Consider the following 17256-nt stretch of genomic DNA (forward strand, 5'->3'; position numbering starts at 1 on the left):
CTGAAAGAGCGGCCATTGCCCAGAACGATAACATGTTCTACTTTGTGGGAGTGGCACTCAACATCGCGGATCTACTCGAGCACGCCGTCGACGCCGTGCCGGAGCGCATCGCGGTCGTCTGCGGCGATCGGCGGGTCACCTTCGCCGAATTGGAAGAGCGCGCCAACCGGCTGGCGCACCATCTCGCCGCACACGGCGTGGGACCCGGATCCCACATCGGTGTCTATTCCCGGAACTCGATCGAGGCCCTGGAATCGATGATCGCCGCGTACAAGCTGCGCGCGATCGCGGTCAACGTCAACTACCGCTACGTCCACGGCGAACTGCGGTACCTGTTCGACAACGCCGACCTCGTGGCGCTGGTCCACGAGCGCCAGTATTCGGACAAGGTGGCGGCCGTCCTGCCGGAGACGCCGAAACTGAAACACGTTGTCGTTATCGACGACGGAAGCGACGGCGACTACTCGTCCTATGGAGGCGTGGATTACGAAGCCGCGCTCGCCGAAGGCTCCCCCGAGCGGGACTTCGCCGAGCGCAGCGCCGACGACATCTACATCCTCTACACCGGCGGCACCACCGGCTATCCCAAGGGCGTCCTGTGGCGCCACGAGGACATCTGGCGGGCGCTCGGTGGCGGCATCAACTTTGTCACCGGCGAGTACGTCCCGGACGAGTGGACGCTCGCTGAGCAGGGCAAGTCGGGCAGCCTGGTCCGGCTCCCGGCCGCGCCGCTGATCCACGGCGCCGCGCAGTGGGCCGCGTTCGGCGCGCTGTTCACCGGCAGCCCGGTCGTGTTCGTCCCGCGGTTCGACGCGCACGAGGTCTGGAAAGCCGTGCAGGACAACAAGGTCCAGGTGCTCACCATCGTCGGTGACGCGATGGCGCGGCCGCTGATCGACGCCTATCGCGAGGGCGGCTACGACGCGTCGTCGATCGTGGCGGTGTCGAGTCACGCCGCCTTGTTCTCCCAGTCGGTGAAGCAGGAATTCCTGTCCCTGCTCCCGCATGTGGTGATCACCGACGCGATCGGTTCGTCCGAAAGCGGGTTCACCGGCATCGGCATGGTCAGCAAGGACAGCGATCATTCCGCCGGTCCTCGGGTCAACTTCGGCAAGGACGCGATCCTGGTGGACGACGACGGCGCGCTCGTCGAACCGAAACCGGGCGCGATCGGCCTGATCGCCCGGCGCGGGCACGTCCCGCTCGGGTACTACAAGGATCCCGCGAAGACCGAGAAGATCTTCGTCGAGGTCGACGGCAAGCGGTACGTCGTCCCGGGTGACTACGCGCGTTACGAGGAAGACCTCACGGTGACCCTGCTCGGACGGGGGTCGCAGTGCGTGAACACCGGCGGCGAGAAGGTGTACCCGGAGGAAGTGGAGGGCGCGCTCAAGTCGCATCCGGACGTCTTCGACGCGCTCGTCATCGGCATCCCCGACGACCGGCTCGGCCAGCGGGTGGCCGCGGTCATCCAGCCGCGCTCCGGCAAGGATCTCGACGTCGCCGCGCTCGAAGCGCACGTACGGACCGAGATCGCCGGCTACAAGGTGCCGCGCAGTCTCTGGCTCGCCGAGGAGATCGGGCGGTCACCCAGCGGGAAACCGGACTATCCCTGGGCGCAGCGCTACGCCGCCGAGCACGAGCCCATCACCATTCAACCGGCGTAAGGAGTTTCATGCGGACGTCTCTGTGCGACCGGCTCGGGATCGAACTGCCGATCGTCGGGTTCACCCCGTCCGAGCACGTCGCCGCGGCGATCAGCCGGGCGGGCGGTCTCGGCGTGCTGGGCTGCGTGCGGTTCAACGACGCCGCCGAGCTCGACGCCGTCCTGTCCTGGATGGACGAGAACACCGGCGGAAAGCCCTACGGCGTCGACATCGTGATGCCCGCGAAGATCCCGGCCGAAGGGACGTCGATCGATCTCGCGAAACACATCCCGCAGGGGCATCGCGACTTCGTGGAGCGGACGCTGCGCGATCTCGCGGTGCCGCCGCTGCCCGACGACACCGACGAACGCGCGGGAGTGCTGGGCTGGCTGCATTCGGTCGCCCGGTCCCATGTCGAGGTCGCGCTGAAACACCCCATCCGGCTGATCGCCAACGCGCTGGGGTCGCCGCCGGTGGACGTCATCGAGCAGTGTCACGCGAAGGGCGTGCCGGTCGCGGCCTTGGCGGGCAAGGCCGAACATGCCGTGCGGCACGTCGACAACGGTGTCGACATCGTTGTGGCGCAAGGCTATGAGGCGGGCGGGCACACCGGCGAGATCGCGTCGATGGTCCTGCTGCCCGAGGTGGTGGACGCCGTCGGCGACCGCGTCCCGGTGCTCGCCGCCGGCGGGATCGGCTCGGGCAGGCAGGTCGCGGCGGCGCTCGCGCTGGGCGCGTCCGGGGTGTGGATGGGTTCCTTCTGGCTCGCCACCGAGGAATACCTCCAGACCATGGGGGAGTCCGAGGCGATGCAGCGGGCGCTGGTCGCGGCGGGTTCGTCCGACACCGTCCGGACGCGGATCTACACCGGTAAACCGGCGCGGCTGCTCAAGACGCGGTGGACCGAGGCGTGGGCCGCGCCGGACGCGCCCGAACCGCTGCCGATGCCGCTGCAGAACCTGCTCGTTTCCCACGCGCACAACCGGATCCACCACGCGGCCGATCCGAGCGTGGTCTCGATGCCGGTGGGGCAGATCGTCGGGCGGATGGACCGGGTGCGCCCGGTCGCCGACGTGATCTCGGAGCTGGTGTCGGGGTACGAAGAGACACTGTCGCGTTTGGACAAGACCCGCTGAGGTTGCCGCGAAGTCCGTGAAGGCCTCCTTGCCTACCTTCAGGGTAGGGAAGGAGGCCTTCACGGACTTCGCCGGTGAGGTGAGGCTGGGTCACAGTGGCTTTCGCGACACGGTGGCAGGGCGGCCGAGAACTGCCCTCGCCGCGACACGGCAGCCCCTTGAAACGAGAAGGTCCCCTTCACCTCGTCGCTGTGGTGAAGGGGACCTTCAGGGCATGCCGTGCGAGAGACTAGAGACCGGCGGCCGCGTTCTTGATCGCGGTCGCGAAGGTGCTCACCTCGGTGTAGACGCCGGGAGCGTGCGCCCGCGCGCAACCCTCGCCCCAGCTGGTGATGCCGACCTGGATCCAGGCACCGGCGCTGTCGCGACGGAACATCGGGCCGCCCGAGTCACCCTGGCAGGTGTCGACGCCGCCGGAGTTGACGTTGCCCGCGCAGATCTCGGCGCTGTCGATCAGGTCGGCGTAGCTGCCGCCCTGCGCCTTGCAGGTCGAGTCGGAGACGAACGGAACGTTGGCCTTGAGGAGGTAACGCTGCTGCGCCCCGCCCTCGGTCGCGGCGCCCCAGCCGGCGACGGTGAACGTGCCGCTGTTGTTGGCGGTCGTGGTGGCGATCGGCAGCGTCGGGATGCCGCTGACCGGGCTGGCGAGCTTGATCAGCGCCCAGTCACCGCCGGTGGAGGTGGGATAGGTCGGCGACCGGTACACGTAGGTCGACTTGACCTTCTTGGCCGCCGTGCTCTGCAGGTCCACGACGCCGAGGGTGGCGGTGATCCCCGTGTTGGCCCCGGTCCGCGACACGCAGTGCGCGGCCGTCAGCACGATCTGCGGGGTGTAGAGCGCACCACCGCAGCCCATGGAAAGCCTTACCATCCAAGGAAATTCGCCCTGAGCGGCGCGGGTGCCACCGACCACGTCGGTGGACGGCGGCTGCGCGGCCGCGGCTTGCGGAGCCGTGGCGAGACCCGCCAGGGTTCCGGCCGCCGCGACGGCGATCAGGGTCTTTTTGAGCAGGCTGAACCGACGCTTGATGTTCAAGGGTTCATTCCTTCCGGCTGTCCACAGTGGAGGCAGGGAGACTGACTGCGGCCAACTGACTACAGCAGGTGGGCATACGCCGGGACAACCAACTTTCTTCGGATCTTTCGGCCGATGGTGGTGATTAACGGACGTCCGGGCCTGACTGCCGACGAATGGCGTGGTCCGGAGCGCCCAACGCCTCTACTCCTGGACCGGCGAGCGCCGGAACCGCCGGAAGGCTGAACGCTCCGTCACACCTGCCCGATCCGCCGAACGAGGTGCCCGTTTCGTCCACGAGTGTGAGCGTGGCATGAACACTTCGTTCGGGTCAGTACAGGCATGGGGAAACGGGCCTAGGATCTGGATCGTGAAAGCGCGTTCGCCAAGACTTCATCCACCCGCCGACGGCCCGGTTCGGGACGGAATTCCCGAGCACGGCCGTATTCCCCGCTATTACGCGGTCAAAGTCGATCTGCTCGACGTGATCTCCGAATTAGGGCAAGGAGCGGTACTTCCCACCGAAAGGGAACTGTCCGAACGATTCGAGGTTTCCCGCGCGACGGTCCGCCAGGCCGTCGGTGAACTCGTGCTCGAAGGGCGGCTGAGCAGGCGGCAGGGGAGCGGCACGTACGTCGCGGGCCCCAAGCTCGTCCAGCCGCTCGCCTTGGTGAGTTACACCGAAGGACTCAGGAGGCAGGGCATTCAACCAGGGCGGAATCTGATCTCTTTGGAACGCCGGGAAGCGGGCCCGTCGCTGGCTTCGGAACTGGAAATCGACCCCGAAGACGACGTCATCCACATCGAACGGGTGCTGCTCGCCGACGACGAGCGGGTCGGGCTGGAATCGACCTATCTCACCGCCGCGCGATTCCCGACGCTGATGGATGTGTTCGATCCCACACAGTCGCTCTACGCCTGTTTGCGGGAGCGGCTCGGGGTCGTCTTCGACGGCGCCGAGGAGCGGGTCGAGACCGTGCTCGCCACGCCCCGGGAGGCCCTGCTGATCGGGACGAACCCGGCGCTGCCGATGCTGCTGATGCACCGGACGTCGTGGGGGCCCGACGGGATCCCGTTCGAGCGCGTCCGGTCGCTGTTCCGAGGCGACCGGCTCTCCTTCGAGACCCGACTGGGCCGCGTGGAGTAGCCACCTGCCGCATTTGGTCCTCTGAACGCGGTATTTGCGGATTCAACGACCGCATCGAGAGGACGAAACGCGAGGTAATGTAACGCGAAGATAACAGGTCTGGTCCACATTTCGGAGGCACTTCACCTGCGGTTAGGGCGGGTGTCACGGAGCGTTGGTGCGCGCAGGCGAGCGTCTGCGGTGTGCGAATCCTCATCATCGGCGGCGGAGTGCTCGGCACCCAGCACGCCTGGCAGGCCGTCGAACGCGGCCACGACGTCGTCCAGATCGAACGGGAACCCGAGGCCAGGGGCGCGTCCGTGCGCAACTTCGGCCTGGTCTGGGTCGGCGGCCGCGCCAGTGGCCCCGAACTGGAGACGGCCGCGCGGGCGCGAGTGCTGTGGGAGCGCATCGGGGAACGGGTCGAAGGGATCGGCTTCCGGCCGAACGGCTCACTCACCGTCGTCCGCACGGAGGCCGAACTCGCCGTCGCCGAGGCCTCGGCCGCGAGCACGGAGGACCGCGGCTTCAAGCTGCTCGACGCAGCCGAGACCAGGGAGCTGAACCCGGCCCTGCGCGGTGACTTCCTCGGCGCGCTCTGGTGTGACCGCGACGCCGCCGTCGAACCGCGCGTCGCCCAGCCCGCCCTGCGCGCCGAGCTGGCGAAATCCGGCCGATACACCTGGATGCCCGGCCGTGAGATCCGCGACCTGGCCGATCGCGGCGTCGTCGACGACGCGGGCGAAACCCACGAAGGCGACGTCGTGGTGCTGTGCACCGGTGCCTGGACCGGTGGCCTGGTCAAGGAACTCGCCGGGCAGCCCCCGGTCCGCCGGGTGCGGTTGCAGATGGCGCAGACCGAGCCGCTCGGGGAAACCCTCACCACCACGGTCGCCGACGCGGACAGCTTCCGGTACTACCCGGCGTATCGCGGCGAGGCGCTCGACGGTCTCAACGCGAGCCAGCCCCAGGGAGAGATCGCCGCGGCCAACGCCATGCAGCTGCTCATGGTCCAGCGCCTCGACGGGTCGCTGACCATCGGCGACACCCACGAATACGACGAGCCGTTCTCGTTCGACACCACCGAAGACCCGTACGACCACCTGGCCGAGGTCGCCGGCGAGCTGCTCGGACGGCCGCTCCCGCGCATCGCCCGCCGTTGGGCCGGCGTCTACGCCCAGACCGCCGACACCACCCGGATCGTGCATCGCGCCCGCGTCGCGGACAACGCGTGGCTCGTCACCGGACCGGGCGGCCGGGGGATGACCTGTTCCCCCGCCATCGCCGAAGACACCGCAGAGGAGCTGTCCTGGTGAACACCGAACTCGTCGTCCTGGACATGGCCGGGACCACCGTCGCCGACGACGGCCTCGTGATCCGCGCCTTCACCGCGGCGATCGCCGCCGCCGGAGTGTCCGAAGAGGACAGTCGCTTTCCCGGAATGCTCGACTACGTCGTCGAAACGATGGGGCAGTCCAAGATCGTCGTCTTCCGCGCACTGCTCGACGGAGACGAAGAACTCGCCCGGCGCGCGAACATCGCCTTCCAGGACGCCTACGAGAAACTCGTCGCCGACGGCCACTGCGAGCAGATTCCCGGCGCCGAGCAGACGATCCAGGAACTGCGCGCCCAAGGGGTGAAGGTCGCGCTCACCACCGGCTTCGCACCGGCCACGCAGAACGCGATCCTGGACGCGCTGGGCTGGCGCGGCCTCGCCGACGCCGTGCTGGCCCCGGGCGAGGGTGTCCGAGGCCGCCCGTACCCCGACCTGGTCCTCGCGGCCGCGTTGCGGCTCGAAATCACCGACGTCCGCAGGATCGCCGTCGCCGGTGACACCGCTTCGGACGTCCAGACCGGGCTGCGGTCCGGCGCCTCGATCGTCGCCGGCGTGCTCACCGGATCGGCGAAGAAGCCGGAGCTCGAAGCCGCCGGCGCTACCCACGTCCTCGAATCCGTCCGCGACCTCCCCGCCCTGCTGTCCTAAAAGGAGCTTTGACGACATGAAGAAACTCGCGGCCACCGCCCTCGCCGGGCTGCTCGCCCTCACCCTGGGCGCCTGTGGCGGAACCGCCGGTGGCGCTTCCGGCGACCAGACCGTCACGCTGTACACAGTGGACGGTCTGGAAGACTGGTACGCCCAGCGCTTCGAGGAGTTCAAGGCCAAGACCGGGATCACCGTCCAGGCGGTGACCGCCGGATCGGGCGAGGTCGCCTCGCGGGTGGAGAAGGAGAAGGCCAACACCCAGGCCGACATCCTGGTCACGCTCCCGCCGTTCATCCAGCGGGCCGCGTCGCAGGGCTTGCTCGCCACCACGGCCCCCGCCGGTATCGACCAGGTCGCCGCCGGGCAGAAGGACGGCCAGGGCCGCTACTTCGCGATCATGAACAACTACCTCAGCTTCATCCGCAACCCGCAGGTCTCGCCCAAGACCTGGGACGACCTCCTGTCCCCGTCGCTCAAGGGCAAGCTCCAGTACTCGACCCCCGGCGAGGCGGGCGACGGCACCGCGGTCCTGCTGCAACTCCAGCACGTACTCGGTGACCAGGGCGCACTCGACTACCTCGCGAAGCTCGAAGCCAACAACGTCGGCCCGTCGTCCTCCACCGGCAAGCTGCAGCCAAAGGTGGCGAAGGCCGAGATCCTGGTGGCCAACGGCGACGTCCAAATGAACCTGGCCGCGATCGAGAAGAGCGGCGGCTTCGAGGTCTTCTTCCCGGCCGACGCGCGAGGCAAGCGCTCCACCTTCGCCCTCCCGTACTACGCGGGCCTGGTCAACAACGCGCCGCACGCCGAAAACGCCAAGAAGTTCCTGGACTTCCTGCTCTCAGCCGAGGTGCAGGGCAAGGTCGTCGACGCCTTCGGTGCCCCGTCGCGGACCGACGTCACGCCGTCCGGCCCGCGGGCGGACAAGGTGAAGGCCGCTCTCGACGGCGTCGAGATCTGGCAGCCGGATTGGGACGCCGTCCTCGCGAAGCTCGACGCCGACCTGGCCGCGTACAAGAAGGCCGTGGGCCGATGACCCCGGCGGTCGAATTCCGCGGCGTTTCCGTCCGCTTCGGCCAGACGACGGCCCTCTCACCACTGGATCTCACCGTGGCGAGAGGGGAGACGCTGGCGATGCTCGGCCCGTCGGGCTCCGGCAAGTCGACGGCCCTGAAGGCACTCGCGGGTTTCGTCGTGCCGAGCACCGGCCGGGTCCTGCTCGATGGCGAGGACGTCACCGATCTGCCGCCGCACCGGCGCGGCCTCGGCGTCGTCGTCCAGAGTTACGCGCTGTTCCCGCACATGCGGGTCGAGGCCAACGTCGCTTTCGGCCTCAAGGCGCGGAAAACGCCTCGCGCCGAGACGGCGAGCCGGGTCGCCGAAGCGCTGGAGCTGGTCGGGATGGGCGAGTACGCCCGTCGCTACCCGCGTGAGCTTTCGGGCGGGCAGCAGCAGCGGGTCGCGCTCGCGCGGGCGCTGGCGATCCGGCCCCGTGTGCTGCTGCTCGACGAACCACTGTCCGCTTTGGACGCCGCCCTGCGCGAGGACATGGTCGCGGAACTCCTGCGGCTGCGGGCCGAGCTCCCCGACACCACGCTGATCTACGTCACCCATGACCAGGGCGAGGCACTGGCGCTGGCCGACCGGATCGCCGTCATGCGCGACTCGAAGCTGGTCGAACTCGGCCGGAGCCGCGAGCTCTACCAGCGTCCCTCGACGGAATTCACCGCGAGCTTCCTCGGCGCTTCCAATCTCATCCCGGTCGAGCTGATCCACCCCGACGGCACCAGGGTCCGGCTCGGCGACCGCGAGCTGGCCGCGGATCCGGCAGGCACGATCCGGACGGGGCAGTCCGTCGCGCTCGGCGTGCGGCCGCACCGGATCGGGATCACCGCGGTGGACGCCCCCGGCGCGCTGCCCGCGGTGCTGCGCGGTGTCCAATGGCGCGGCACGGGCTTCCGGCTCGACCTCGAGCTCGCGCACAACGGGAACGAGGTCCGCGCCGAAGTGCCGGACATCGAGGGACTTCCGAGTGTGGGGGAGCGGGTCGGAGTGTCCATTCCGGACGGTTGCCCGCTGGTGGGCGTCGGATGACCGGCCTCGCACTGGCCGCGACGGCCGCACCGGCGCGGCGGCGGGAGAAACAGCCCGGACGCGGCTGGCTCCTGCTGCCGCCGGTGCTCGTCCTGCTCGGGTTCTTCGGCTATCCGCTCGTACTGGTCGTTCTCCAATCACTGGAGTCGAAGACCGGCGAGGTCGGGTTGTCGGTCTGGCTGGACGTGCTGGGCTCGGCGGAATTCCGGGACGCCGCCTGGAAGACCGTCGCGCTCGCGCTCGGCGCCACCGCGGGCTGTGTGGTGCTGGGGACGTTCCTCGCGCTGGTGATCGCTTTCGTGCCGTTCCCCGGCGCGCGAACGCTTTCGCGGCTGGTGGACACCGTGCTCGCGTTCCCGTCGTTTCTCATCGCGCTCGCGTTCACCTTCATCTACGGCAGCGCGGGCATCCTGGGCGCGGGCGGGTTCCTGTACTCGCCGTTCGGGATCCTGCTGGCGGAGATCACCTTCTACACGCCGTTCGTGATGCGGCCGGCGCTCGCCGCGTTCGGCCAGGTCTCGTCGGCGCAGATGGAGGTCGCGGCCAGCCTCGGCGCCAAACCCGGCCGCGTGCTGCGCCAGGTCATTCTCCCGGAAGCCTTGCCGTCACTGGCATCCGGCGCCTGCCTGACCATGCTGCTGGCGATGAACGAGTTCGGCATCGTGCTCTTCCTCGGCGCGAAGGACGTCACGACGTTGCCGATGCTGGTCTACGGCAAGGGGATCGTCACCTTCGACTTCCCGCAGGCCTGTGTCATCGCGGTGGTCAACGTGGTCTTCTCCCTCGCCCTGTACGGAACCTACCGGCGACTGACGAAGGGAGGCCGTCGTGCTGCTGTGGACCAGGCGTAGCCGTGTCCTGCTGTGGGCGGTGTTCGGGGTGTTGTTCACCGCGATCGTGCTGGCGCCGCTGTTGATGATCGCGCTGGCGTCGGTCGCCGGGAACTGGACAGGACTGCTGCCGGGGGCGCTCACCGGCTCGCATTTCGCGCAGGCGCTGTCCGGGGAGACGTTCGCGAGCCTCTCCGTGAGCATCCAGACCGGTGTCATCGCGTCGCTGGTGTCGGTACTGCTCGGCACGTGGGCCGCGCTCGCGTCGCAGTCGGTGCCGCCGAAGCTGCGGAAGGCCGTCGACACCCTGTTCCACCTGCCGATCGCGGTGCCGTCGGTGGTGCTGGGGCTGGCGCTGCTCGTCGCGTTCAGCCGTCCGCCGCTCGCCTTCAACGGCACGCGCTGGATCGTGCTGCTGGGGCACGTGATGATCCTGCTGCCGTTCTCCTACAGCACGGTCTCCGCCGCGATCGCGCGGATGGATCCGCTGCTGGCACAGGCCGCCGCGAGCCTCGGCGCCTCGCCGGTCCGGGTGCTGCTGCGGGTGCGGCTGCCGGTGCTGCTGCCGTCGATCTCGGCGTCCGCGAGCCTCGCGCTGGCGATGTCGATGGGCGAACTGGGCGCGACGATGATGCTGTACCCGCCGGACTGGCGCACGCTGCCCGCGAGCATCTTCGCGCTCACCGACCGGGGCCAGGTGTTCCTCGCGTCGGCGAGCACCGTGCTGCTGCTGGCCGTCACGCTCGCCGGGGTGGTGCTGCTCGGGCTGGCCCGGGGCCGCGCGGCCCAGCGGTGATGCAACCGTTCGCGAGGTTCGTTCCGTCTTGACACCATGATGAACGCAGCGAAGACGCTGGGCGCGGGGCTCGTGCTCGCCGCGACGACGGCGGCCTGCGGCGCGGGCGGCCCCGGAGCGCCGGCGAACACGAGCACCCCTCCGGTCGTCACCACATCTTCGGATCTGCCCACCTCGCTCCCGGCGAGCCCGCCGGCGGCGAAACCGCCGATGTCACGGCCGACCGTCGGCCCGCCGCCCTCGGACAAGATGCTGCCGCCGTCCCAGGTCGACACCGAACTGCCCGCGCAGGTCAGCGCCGAGAACGGCGGCCTGAACGTGCACCTCGAACTGAGCGGCTGCGACCAGGCGAGGGCGAACCTCGCCGAAGAGAACGCGCAGCGGGTCGTGGTCCACGTGACCATCGACCACGGGAAGCCGGGGCAGATGTGCCCGCAGGTGATCCGCTACGCCGTCCTGCCGGTGAAACTCGCCGAGCCGGTCGGGGCCCGGACCGTCGTCTTGTAAGCGGGTTGAGATCATGTGCAACCCCACCGCGGCCTCGTTCCGTCCTAGCCACATGAGGTACTTAACGAATGTCATCGGCCTTGGCCTGATCGTCGTTGCGGTATCCGCTTGCGGGGCGCAGAACCAGGCAGCGGAACCCGCGGCCGGACCCGGGAGCGGAACCCTGAGTACCGTGCCGCCGTCGCCGACCGCACCGTCGACCGCGCCGCCGTCCTCGTCCCCGACGCCCGCGCCGGGGAGCCAGCCGGGTGTGCCGGGCGCGCCTCGCCAGGAGGTTCCGGAAGGCAGCACCAAGCTGCCGGACAAGCAGCTCGACGCGTCGGCGCTGCCCGCGGACTACCCGCGCGAGGTGTACACCAGCAACGGCGGGACGATCCTGAACATCCGCGGCCAGGAAGGCGGCTGCGGGCACGCGACGGCGGAGGCCGCGCAGCAGGACGGGACCAGGGTCACCGTCAACCTGACCGAACTGAAGGGCCAGACCGGCCAGATGTGCACGATGGACATCCGGCATCCGGTGATCTCGGTGGCGCTGTCGGCGCCGCTGGGGGAGCGGACCGTGGTCCTGAAGCAGATGCGATAACGCCAGGACGTGCCATGAGGTCCGTGAAGGCCTCCTTCCCTACCTTCAGGGTAGGGAAGGAGGCCTTCACGGACGTCAGCGGAAGCTGATCTGCAGCACCGGTTCCGAGGTGGCCTCGAAGAAGTCGTTGCCCTTGTCGTCGATGACGATGAACGCGGGGAAGTCCTCGACCTCGATCTTCCAGACCGCTTCCATCCCCAGCTCGGCGTACTCGAGGACGTCGACCTTCTTGATGCAGTCCTGCGCGAGCCGCGCGGCCGGGCCGCCGATCGAGCCGAGGTAGAACCCGCCGTGCTCGTTGCACGCGGCGGTCACCTTCTTGGACCGGTTGCCCTTCGCCAGCATCACCAGCGAGCCGCCGGCGGCCTGGAACTGCTCGACGTAGGAGTCCATGCGGCCCGCGGTGGTCGGCCCGAACGAGCCCGACGCGTAACCCTCGGGCGTCTTCGCCGGGCCCGCGTAGTACACGGGGTGGTCGCGAAGGTACCGAGGCATCTCTTCACCCGCGTCGAGCCGCTCGGCGATCTTCGCGTGCGCGATGTCGCGGGCGACGACGAGCGGACCGGTCAGCGACAGGCGGGTCTTCACCGGCAGCTGCGAGAGCTGCGCGCGGATCTCGGCCATCGGCCGGTTCAGGTCGACGGTCACCACCTCGTCGGACAGATCGTCCTCGGTGACGTCCGGCAGGAACTGCGCCGGGTCGCGCTCCAGCTGCTCCAGGAACACGCCGTCGGCGGTGATCTTCGCCTTCGCCTGGCGGTCGGCCGAGCACGAGACAGCGACACCGACCGGGCAGGACGCGCCGTGACGCGGCAGGCGGATCACCCGGACGTCGTGGCAGAAGTACTTTCCGCCGAACTGCGCGCCGATCCCGAACTGGCGCGTCATCTCCAGCACCTGCTGTTCGAGGTCGACGTCGCGGAAACCGTGGCCCAGCTCGGAACCCTCAGTGGGCAGGTCGTCGAGATAGCGGGCGGAAGCGAGCTTCGCGACCTTCAGGTTGAACTCCGCCGACGTGCCGCCGACGACGATCGCGAGGTGGTACGGCGGGCAGGCCGCGGTGCCGAGGCTGCGCAGCTTCTCGTCGAGGAACTTCGCGAGCCGCTTCGGGTTCAGGACGGCTTTCGTTTCCTGATAGAGGAACGTCTTGTTCGCGCTGCCGCCGCCCTTGGCCATGAACAGGAATTCATAGCTCGGGTCGCCTTGGCCATCTTTGTGATAGAGCTCGATCTGTGCGGGCAAGTTGGTGCCCGTATTGCGCTCATCCCAGAAATTCACCGGCGCCATCTGTGAATAGCGCAGATTCAACTCCTGATAGGCGTCGAAAATACCGCGCGACAGCGCACGCTCGTCGTCGGCGCCGGTGAGCACGCCCTCGCCGCGTTTGCCGATCACGATCGCGGTGCCGGTGTCCTGGCACATCGGGAGGACGCCGCCGGCGGAGATCGCCGCGTTGCGCAGCAGGTCCATCGCGACGAAGCGGTCGTTGCCGCTGGCCTCGGGGTCGTCGACGATCGCGCGCAGCTGCGCCAGGTGTGACGAGCGCAACAGATGCTGGATGTCGGTGATCGCGGTCTTGGCGAGTTTGGTCAGCGCCTCGGGCTCGACCTTGAGGAACTTCCGGCCCGCGGCTTCGACGACCTCGACACCTTCGGTGCCGATCAGCCGGTACTCGGTGTGGGTGTCCTTGGCGAGCGGAAGGACTTCGGTGTACTGGAACGTGGTGGGCGCCACTGCGCGGGCTCCTTTGCCGGCATCGGGAACCCGCTCACGGTACCCAAGCCCGGCCAAGGCGTCCGCGAGGCCACGGCTGACGTAACCGAGGCCACTGCCGGTGGGCGCCGACGCCGGCGGGCCGAGGGTGTCTTAGGTACGTACTGCCGGTGCGTGGGTGGCGGTTTCGCGTGACTGGACGGACGACACGCGTGCTTAGAGGGACGACACGCGTGTTCGGGCGGACGACTCTCGGCGGAACCCCCGGCCGCGGTCGTGTCGTCCATCCAGTCACGCGTGTCGTCCGGTCGGTCACGTGACATCGCCGGTGCTGGACCTCGTGAGTGGCAAGGACGGTGAGAACACGAAATCCCACTCACGACCCACCGGGCCGGCTGCAATTCGCACTCCGCATTTTGTCGCCGGGCCCCACAAATTAGTTCGGGAGGCCGGGCCCACCCCGACGGACCCGACCTCCCGGGGAAAGCGATCCGGGCGCGAACGCCCGACCGCGAAGACTTATTGCCTGCTCGACGGTCTCGTGACGCAGGTCATAAGTCAACGCTGCCGAACGGGTGTTGCTTTTTCCGCGCCGAAAGGTGTCGTGGCATTACGAAGCGTAGGCGCGCAGGCGGTCCGCCCGCTCACCCTGACGCAGCTTCGACATGACCTCTCGCTCGATCTGCCGAACGCGCTCACGGGAGAGCCCGAAGTGCTTGCCGATCTGGTCGAGCGTGCGCGGCTGGCCGTCGTCGAGGCCGTAGCGCAGGCGGATCACCTGGGACTCGCGGTCGTCCAGCGTCGCGAGCACGCGGCGCAGGTCGTCCTGGAGCAGACCGGAGATCACGGCGCTCTCGGCGTCGGTCGCCTCCGAGTCCTCGATGAAGTCACCGAGCGGGGCGTCCTCCTCGGTGCCGACCGGCATGTCGAGGCTCACCGGGTCACGCGAGTGGTCGAGCAGGTCGGAGATCTTGTGCGCCGGGATACCCGACTCGGCGGCCAGCTCCTCGTGGGTGGCGTCCCGGCCGAGCTGCTGGTGCAGGTCACGCTTGATGCGCGCCAGCTTGTTCACCTGTTCCACCAGGTGGACCGGCAGCCGGATGGTGCGTCCCTGGTCGGCCATCCCCCTGGTGATGGCCTGGCGGATCCACCAGGTGGCGTAGGTCGAGAACTTGAACCCCTTGGAGTAGTCGAACTTCTCCACCGCGCGGATCAGACCCAGGTTCCCCTCCTGGATCAGGTCGAGCAGCGGCATCCCCCGGCCGGTGTAACGCTTCGCGAGCGAGACCACGAGGCGGAGGTTGGCCTCCAGCAGGTGGTTCTTCGCGACGTGGCCGTCACGCACGAGAGCGGACATCTCCGAACGCCGCTTCGGCGTGAGCCCCTCGGCCGTGTCGAGCATGTGCTGGGCGAACACGCCCGCTTCGATGCGCTTGGCCAGCTCGACCTCGTCGGCGGCGGACAGCAGTGCCGTCTTGCCGATTCCGTTGAGGTACACGCGAACGAGGTCCGCGGCCGGGCTCTGGGCGTCGAGGTCGGCGTCGGTGAGCGCCCCCGTGCTCACCGGCTCCTGGGTGGATTGCGCCGGGATACGGCGCTCGCGAATCCCGCGCGCTTCGCGTTCGAGAGTCTGGACTGACATTCTGCCTCCCCGGTCACGGGCTGAACGTGCTGCGGTTGTCCGCCGGGTCCGTCTCGGCGTAGCAGGCCCTGTGGAAAACCGGCTACTCCTCGTCGGCCCAGCTTGGCTGGACACTTGGCTCAACGCCGGGAGGTCCGAAAACGTTCCCGGCGGCTACAGAGGAGACGGGCGGCTGACCTGGGGCGTTGCTCCACCAACCCTGAGCTTTTCCTGAGAATGCTCGTGCCGAGGAGAAAGAATCGTGGTCTAGACCTCTAGGAGGACGGTGAACGGACCGTCGTTCACGCTCCGGACCGCCATCATGGCCCCGAAGCGGCCGGTTTCGACCCGCGCGCCGCGTTCGCGCAGCGCGTCGACGACGGCTGTCACGAGGGGCTCGGCGACCTCGGGCCGGGCGGCCGCCGTCCAGGACGGACGGCGGCCTTTGCGGGTGTCGCCGTAAAGAGTGAACTGGCTTACGACGAGCAGGGGAGCGCCGGTGGTGGCGCAGGATTCCTCGTCGCGAAGTATGCGAGCTTCGTGCAGTTTGCGGGCCATCGTCGCCACCTTGGACACGTCGTCGTCGACGTGGATTCCCAGCAGCACCAGCAAACCCGGCTCGTCGATGGCGCCGGTCACCTCGTCGCCGACGGTCACGCTCGCTTCCGTGACCCTCGCCACCACCGCCCGCATCAGACGGCGGGGAGGAGCATGCCGTGCCGGACCAGTTCCCGGACGACGGGCAGCGCGGCTTCGGCCAGCTCCTCCGGTTCGAGACCCTGAGCGGCCGCCAGGAGCACGATCAGGTCCTCCAGGGGAAGCGCGCCCTGGCAGCCCGCGAGCAGCCGTGTCGCGAGTTCGTCCACTTCGTGCGACCATCCGGGACCGTCGGTGCGGTGCAGCCGCTGGACGGTCGTGGCCCAGCCCTCCTCGCCCGGCTCGGCGACGCTCTCCAGGAGCACCGTCTCCGGCACCCGGAACCGGACATCGAGGAGCGAATCACCATTGGCGCGAAGCCATTCCACCCGATCCAGCCAGTTCGCGGCCTCGGCGCCCAGCGGATCGTCGTAAGCCTGGCGCAGGTCTTCGCACACGATCGTCGGAGTCGCGCCGTCCGCCCGCCGGAGGGTGACGAAGCCGAACCCGATCCCCTGGACGTCGTTTTCGTCGAACCAGTCGAGCCACGCTCCGGATTTCGCGCGGCCTTCGGGGGAACGGGGATCGATGCCCGCGTCCCGCAGCCACGTGCCGACGTACAGGCCCGGGTCCGCGATGTCCCGCTGGACGAACCACGCGTCGGTCTCGGCGGGCAGCCAGCGGGTCACCCGATCGCCCCAGTCCTCACCCTTCACGTGCAGCCAGGACGCCAGGAGCTGACCCGTGCCGCCGTCGTTGAGGAACCCGGGCAGCTGGCGCACCACGAGCGCGCTGGCGTCGTCACCCGCGAGCCCGGAGTCGCGGTAGGTGTAGTCGACCCGCGGCGGGCCGACCACGAACGGCGGATTGCACACGATCTGGTCGAACCGGCGCCGCGCGACCGGCGCGAACCACTCGCCACGGACGAGTTCGACGTCCAGTTCGTTGAGCCGGAACGTCGCCGCCGCCAGTGCCAGCGCGCGGGCCGAGACGTCGGTCGCGGTGACCTTCTTCGCGTGCCGGGTGGCGTGCAGCGCCTGGACACCGTTGCCGGTGCCGACGTCGAGCAGGCTGCCGACCTCGCGGCGGCTGGTGGCCCGGATCAGGCTGAGCGAGGCGTGCCCGACGCCGAGCACGTGGTCTTCGGGCACGGTCGTGCCCAGGACGTCGGCGTCGAGGTCGGAGACGACCCACCACGAGCCTTCGTCGTCGCCGTGCGGGCGGACGTCGAGGCCGGCCCGGTAGCCGTCGGCGGCGGGCACGAGCAGCGTGGCGGCGACCGCGTCATCGACAGACAGTGGCGCGAAAGCGGCCTCGACGTCCTTCTCCGGTTCGGTCGACCCCAGCAGGAAAAGGCGGATCAGCGTGCCGAGCTCACCCGCGTCGCGGGTCGCGCGGTAGGCGAGTTCCGGTTCGCCGCGGCCGAGGGCGGCGTGCGCGGAGCCGAGGGCGCCGACCACGCCGTCGGTGTCGTATCCCGTCCGGCGGAAGGCGTCCCGCAACCTCGCGCAGACGTCGTCGGACAGGTCGGGGAGGGCCACTCGTGTGCTCACGTTCGGTAATACTGCC

General features: G+C 69.0%; 16 protein-coding genes. 11 read left to right on the forward strand and 5 right to left on the reverse strand.

The features are described 5' to 3' along the window. Positions 1–50: 50 nt before the first annotated feature. Both AC0685_RS25295 and AC0685_RS25300 read left to right on the forward strand, forming a co-directional pair. Entirely contained in the window at positions 51–1667 is a 1617-nt protein-coding gene (locus AC0685_RS25295; RefSeq protein WP_478227788.1) for an acyl-CoA synthetase, read from the forward strand. Positions 1668–1675: 8 nt separating this feature from the next. Then, positions 1676–2782: an NAD(P)H-dependent flavin oxidoreductase gene (locus AC0685_RS25300; protein WP_340685176.1), complete on the forward strand. Its 1107-nt coding sequence runs from the start codon at positions 1676–1678 to the stop codon at positions 2780–2782. A 229-nt stretch (positions 2783–3011) separates the two neighbouring features. Here the strand turns inward: AC0685_RS25300 and AC0685_RS25305 are convergent, their stop codons facing one another. Then, entirely contained in the window at positions 3012–3818 is an 807-nt protein-coding gene (locus AC0685_RS25305) for a S1 family peptidase (protein ID WP_465452166.1), read from the reverse strand. A 349-nt stretch (positions 3819–4167) separates the two neighbouring features. On the opposite strand from AC0685_RS25305, the gene AC0685_RS25310 reads away from it, so the two are divergent. The 9 genes from AC0685_RS25310 to AC0685_RS25350 all read left to right on the forward strand — a co-directional run bounded on the left by AC0685_RS25310 (position 4168) and on the right by AC0685_RS25350 (position 11717). Continuing rightward, entirely contained in the window at positions 4168–4944 is a 777-nt protein-coding gene (locus AC0685_RS25310) for a GntR family transcriptional regulator (protein ID WP_007033614.1), read from the forward strand. Between the two features lie 182 nt (positions 4945–5126). After that, positions 5127–6239, forward strand: a complete 1113-nt coding sequence (locus AC0685_RS25315; protein ID WP_478227789.1) for a TIGR03364 family FAD-dependent oxidoreductase — start codon at positions 5127–5129, stop codon at positions 6237–6239. Continuing rightward, a complete protein-coding gene (locus tag AC0685_RS25320) occupies positions 6233–6907 on the forward strand; it encodes a phosphonatase-like hydrolase (RefSeq protein ID WP_478227924.1) in 675 nt (224 codons plus the stop codon). Before AC0685_RS25315 ends, AC0685_RS25320 begins: the two co-directional genes overlap by 7 nt. Before the next feature lie 16 nt (positions 6908–6923). Then, entirely contained in the window at positions 6924–7943 is a 1020-nt protein-coding gene (locus tag AC0685_RS25325) for a 2-aminoethylphosphonate ABC transporter substrate-binding protein (protein ID WP_478227790.1), read from the forward strand. Continuing rightward, complete coding sequence (locus AC0685_RS25330) at positions 7940–9001, forward strand: ABC transporter ATP-binding protein (RefSeq protein WP_478227791.1); 1062 nt, start codon at positions 7940–7942, stop codon at positions 8999–9001. The genes AC0685_RS25325 and AC0685_RS25330 overlap by 4 nt, the downstream gene beginning before the upstream one ends. Then, on the forward strand, positions 8998–9852 hold the full coding sequence (locus AC0685_RS25335) for a 2-aminoethylphosphonate ABC transporter permease subunit (protein ID WP_125675330.1): 855 nt from the start codon (positions 8998–9000) through the stop codon (positions 9850–9852). The genes AC0685_RS25330 and AC0685_RS25335 overlap by 4 nt, the downstream gene beginning before the upstream one ends. Next, on the forward strand, positions 9830–10627 hold the full coding sequence (locus tag AC0685_RS25340) for an ABC transporter permease (protein ID WP_478227792.1): 798 nt from the start codon (positions 9830–9832) through the stop codon (positions 10625–10627). Before AC0685_RS25335 ends, AC0685_RS25340 begins: the two co-directional genes overlap by 23 nt. A gap of 36 nt (positions 10628–10663) precedes the next feature. Beyond that, positions 10664–11134 carry a hypothetical protein gene (locus AC0685_RS25345; protein ID WP_478227793.1) on the forward strand — a complete coding sequence of 157 codons (471 nt, stop codon included), beginning with the start codon at positions 10664–10666 and terminating at the stop codon, positions 11132–11134. A 172-nt stretch (positions 11135–11306) separates the two neighbouring features. After that, positions 11307–11717, forward strand: coding sequence for a hypothetical protein (locus AC0685_RS25350; protein ID WP_478227794.1), 411 nt, complete (start codon positions 11307–11309; stop codon positions 11715–11717). Between the two features lie 75 nt (positions 11718–11792). Here AC0685_RS25350 and AC0685_RS25355 read toward each other — a convergent pair whose 3' ends face one another. The 4 genes from AC0685_RS25355 to AC0685_RS25370 form a co-directional block, all read right to left on the reverse strand. After that, entirely contained in the window at positions 11793–13451 is a 1659-nt protein-coding gene (locus AC0685_RS25355; RefSeq protein ID WP_478227795.1) for a fumarate hydratase, read from the reverse strand. A 589-nt stretch (positions 13452–14040) separates the two neighbouring features. Next, positions 14041–15072: a sigma-70 family RNA polymerase sigma factor gene (locus AC0685_RS25360; RefSeq protein WP_255632714.1), complete on the reverse strand. Its 1032-nt coding sequence runs from the start codon at positions 15070–15072 to the stop codon at positions 14041–14043. Between the two features lie 246 nt (positions 15073–15318). Beyond that, entirely contained in the window at positions 15319–15744 is a 426-nt protein-coding gene (gene dtd, locus AC0685_RS25365; protein ID WP_340685184.1) for a D-aminoacyl-tRNA deacylase, read from the reverse strand. Next, complete coding sequence (locus AC0685_RS25370) at positions 15744–17240, reverse strand: DUF7782 domain-containing protein (protein WP_478227796.1); 1497 nt, start codon at positions 17238–17240, stop codon at positions 15744–15746. Before AC0685_RS25370 ends, dtd begins: the two co-directional genes overlap by 1 nt. Positions 17241–17256: the final 16 nt, after the last annotated feature.

The sequence above is a fragment of the Amycolatopsis sp. NPDC043889 genome, from assembly GCF_056435645.1.

What these genes read in the sequence shown, in the direction of transcription:
- AC0685_RS25330 (WP_478227791.1), top strand. Translation starts at nt 7,940, where the DNA reads ATGACCCCGGCGGTCGAATTCCGCGGCGTTTCCGTCCGCTTCGGCCAG.
- AC0685_RS25300 (WP_340685176.1), top strand. Translation starts at nt 1,676, where the DNA reads ATGCGGACGTCTCTGTGCGACCGGCTCGGGATCGAACTGCCGATCGTC.
- AC0685_RS25360 (WP_255632714.1), bottom strand. Translation starts at nt 15,072, where the DNA reads ATGTCAGTCCAGACTCTCGAACGCGAAGCGCGCGGGATTCGCGAGCGC.
- dtd (WP_340685184.1), bottom strand. Translation starts at nt 15,744, where the DNA reads ATGCGGGCGGTGGTGGCGAGGGTCACGGAAGCGAGCGTGACCGTCGGC.
- AC0685_RS25325 (WP_478227790.1), top strand. Translation starts at nt 6,924, where the DNA reads ATGAAGAAACTCGCGGCCACCGCCCTCGCCGGGCTGCTCGCCCTCACC.
- AC0685_RS25345 (WP_478227793.1), top strand. Translation starts at nt 10,664, where the DNA reads ATGATGAACGCAGCGAAGACGCTGGGCGCGGGGCTCGTGCTCGCCGCG.
- AC0685_RS25335 (WP_125675330.1), top strand. Translation starts at nt 8,998, where the DNA reads ATGACCGGCCTCGCACTGGCCGCGACGGCCGCACCGGCGCGGCGGCGG.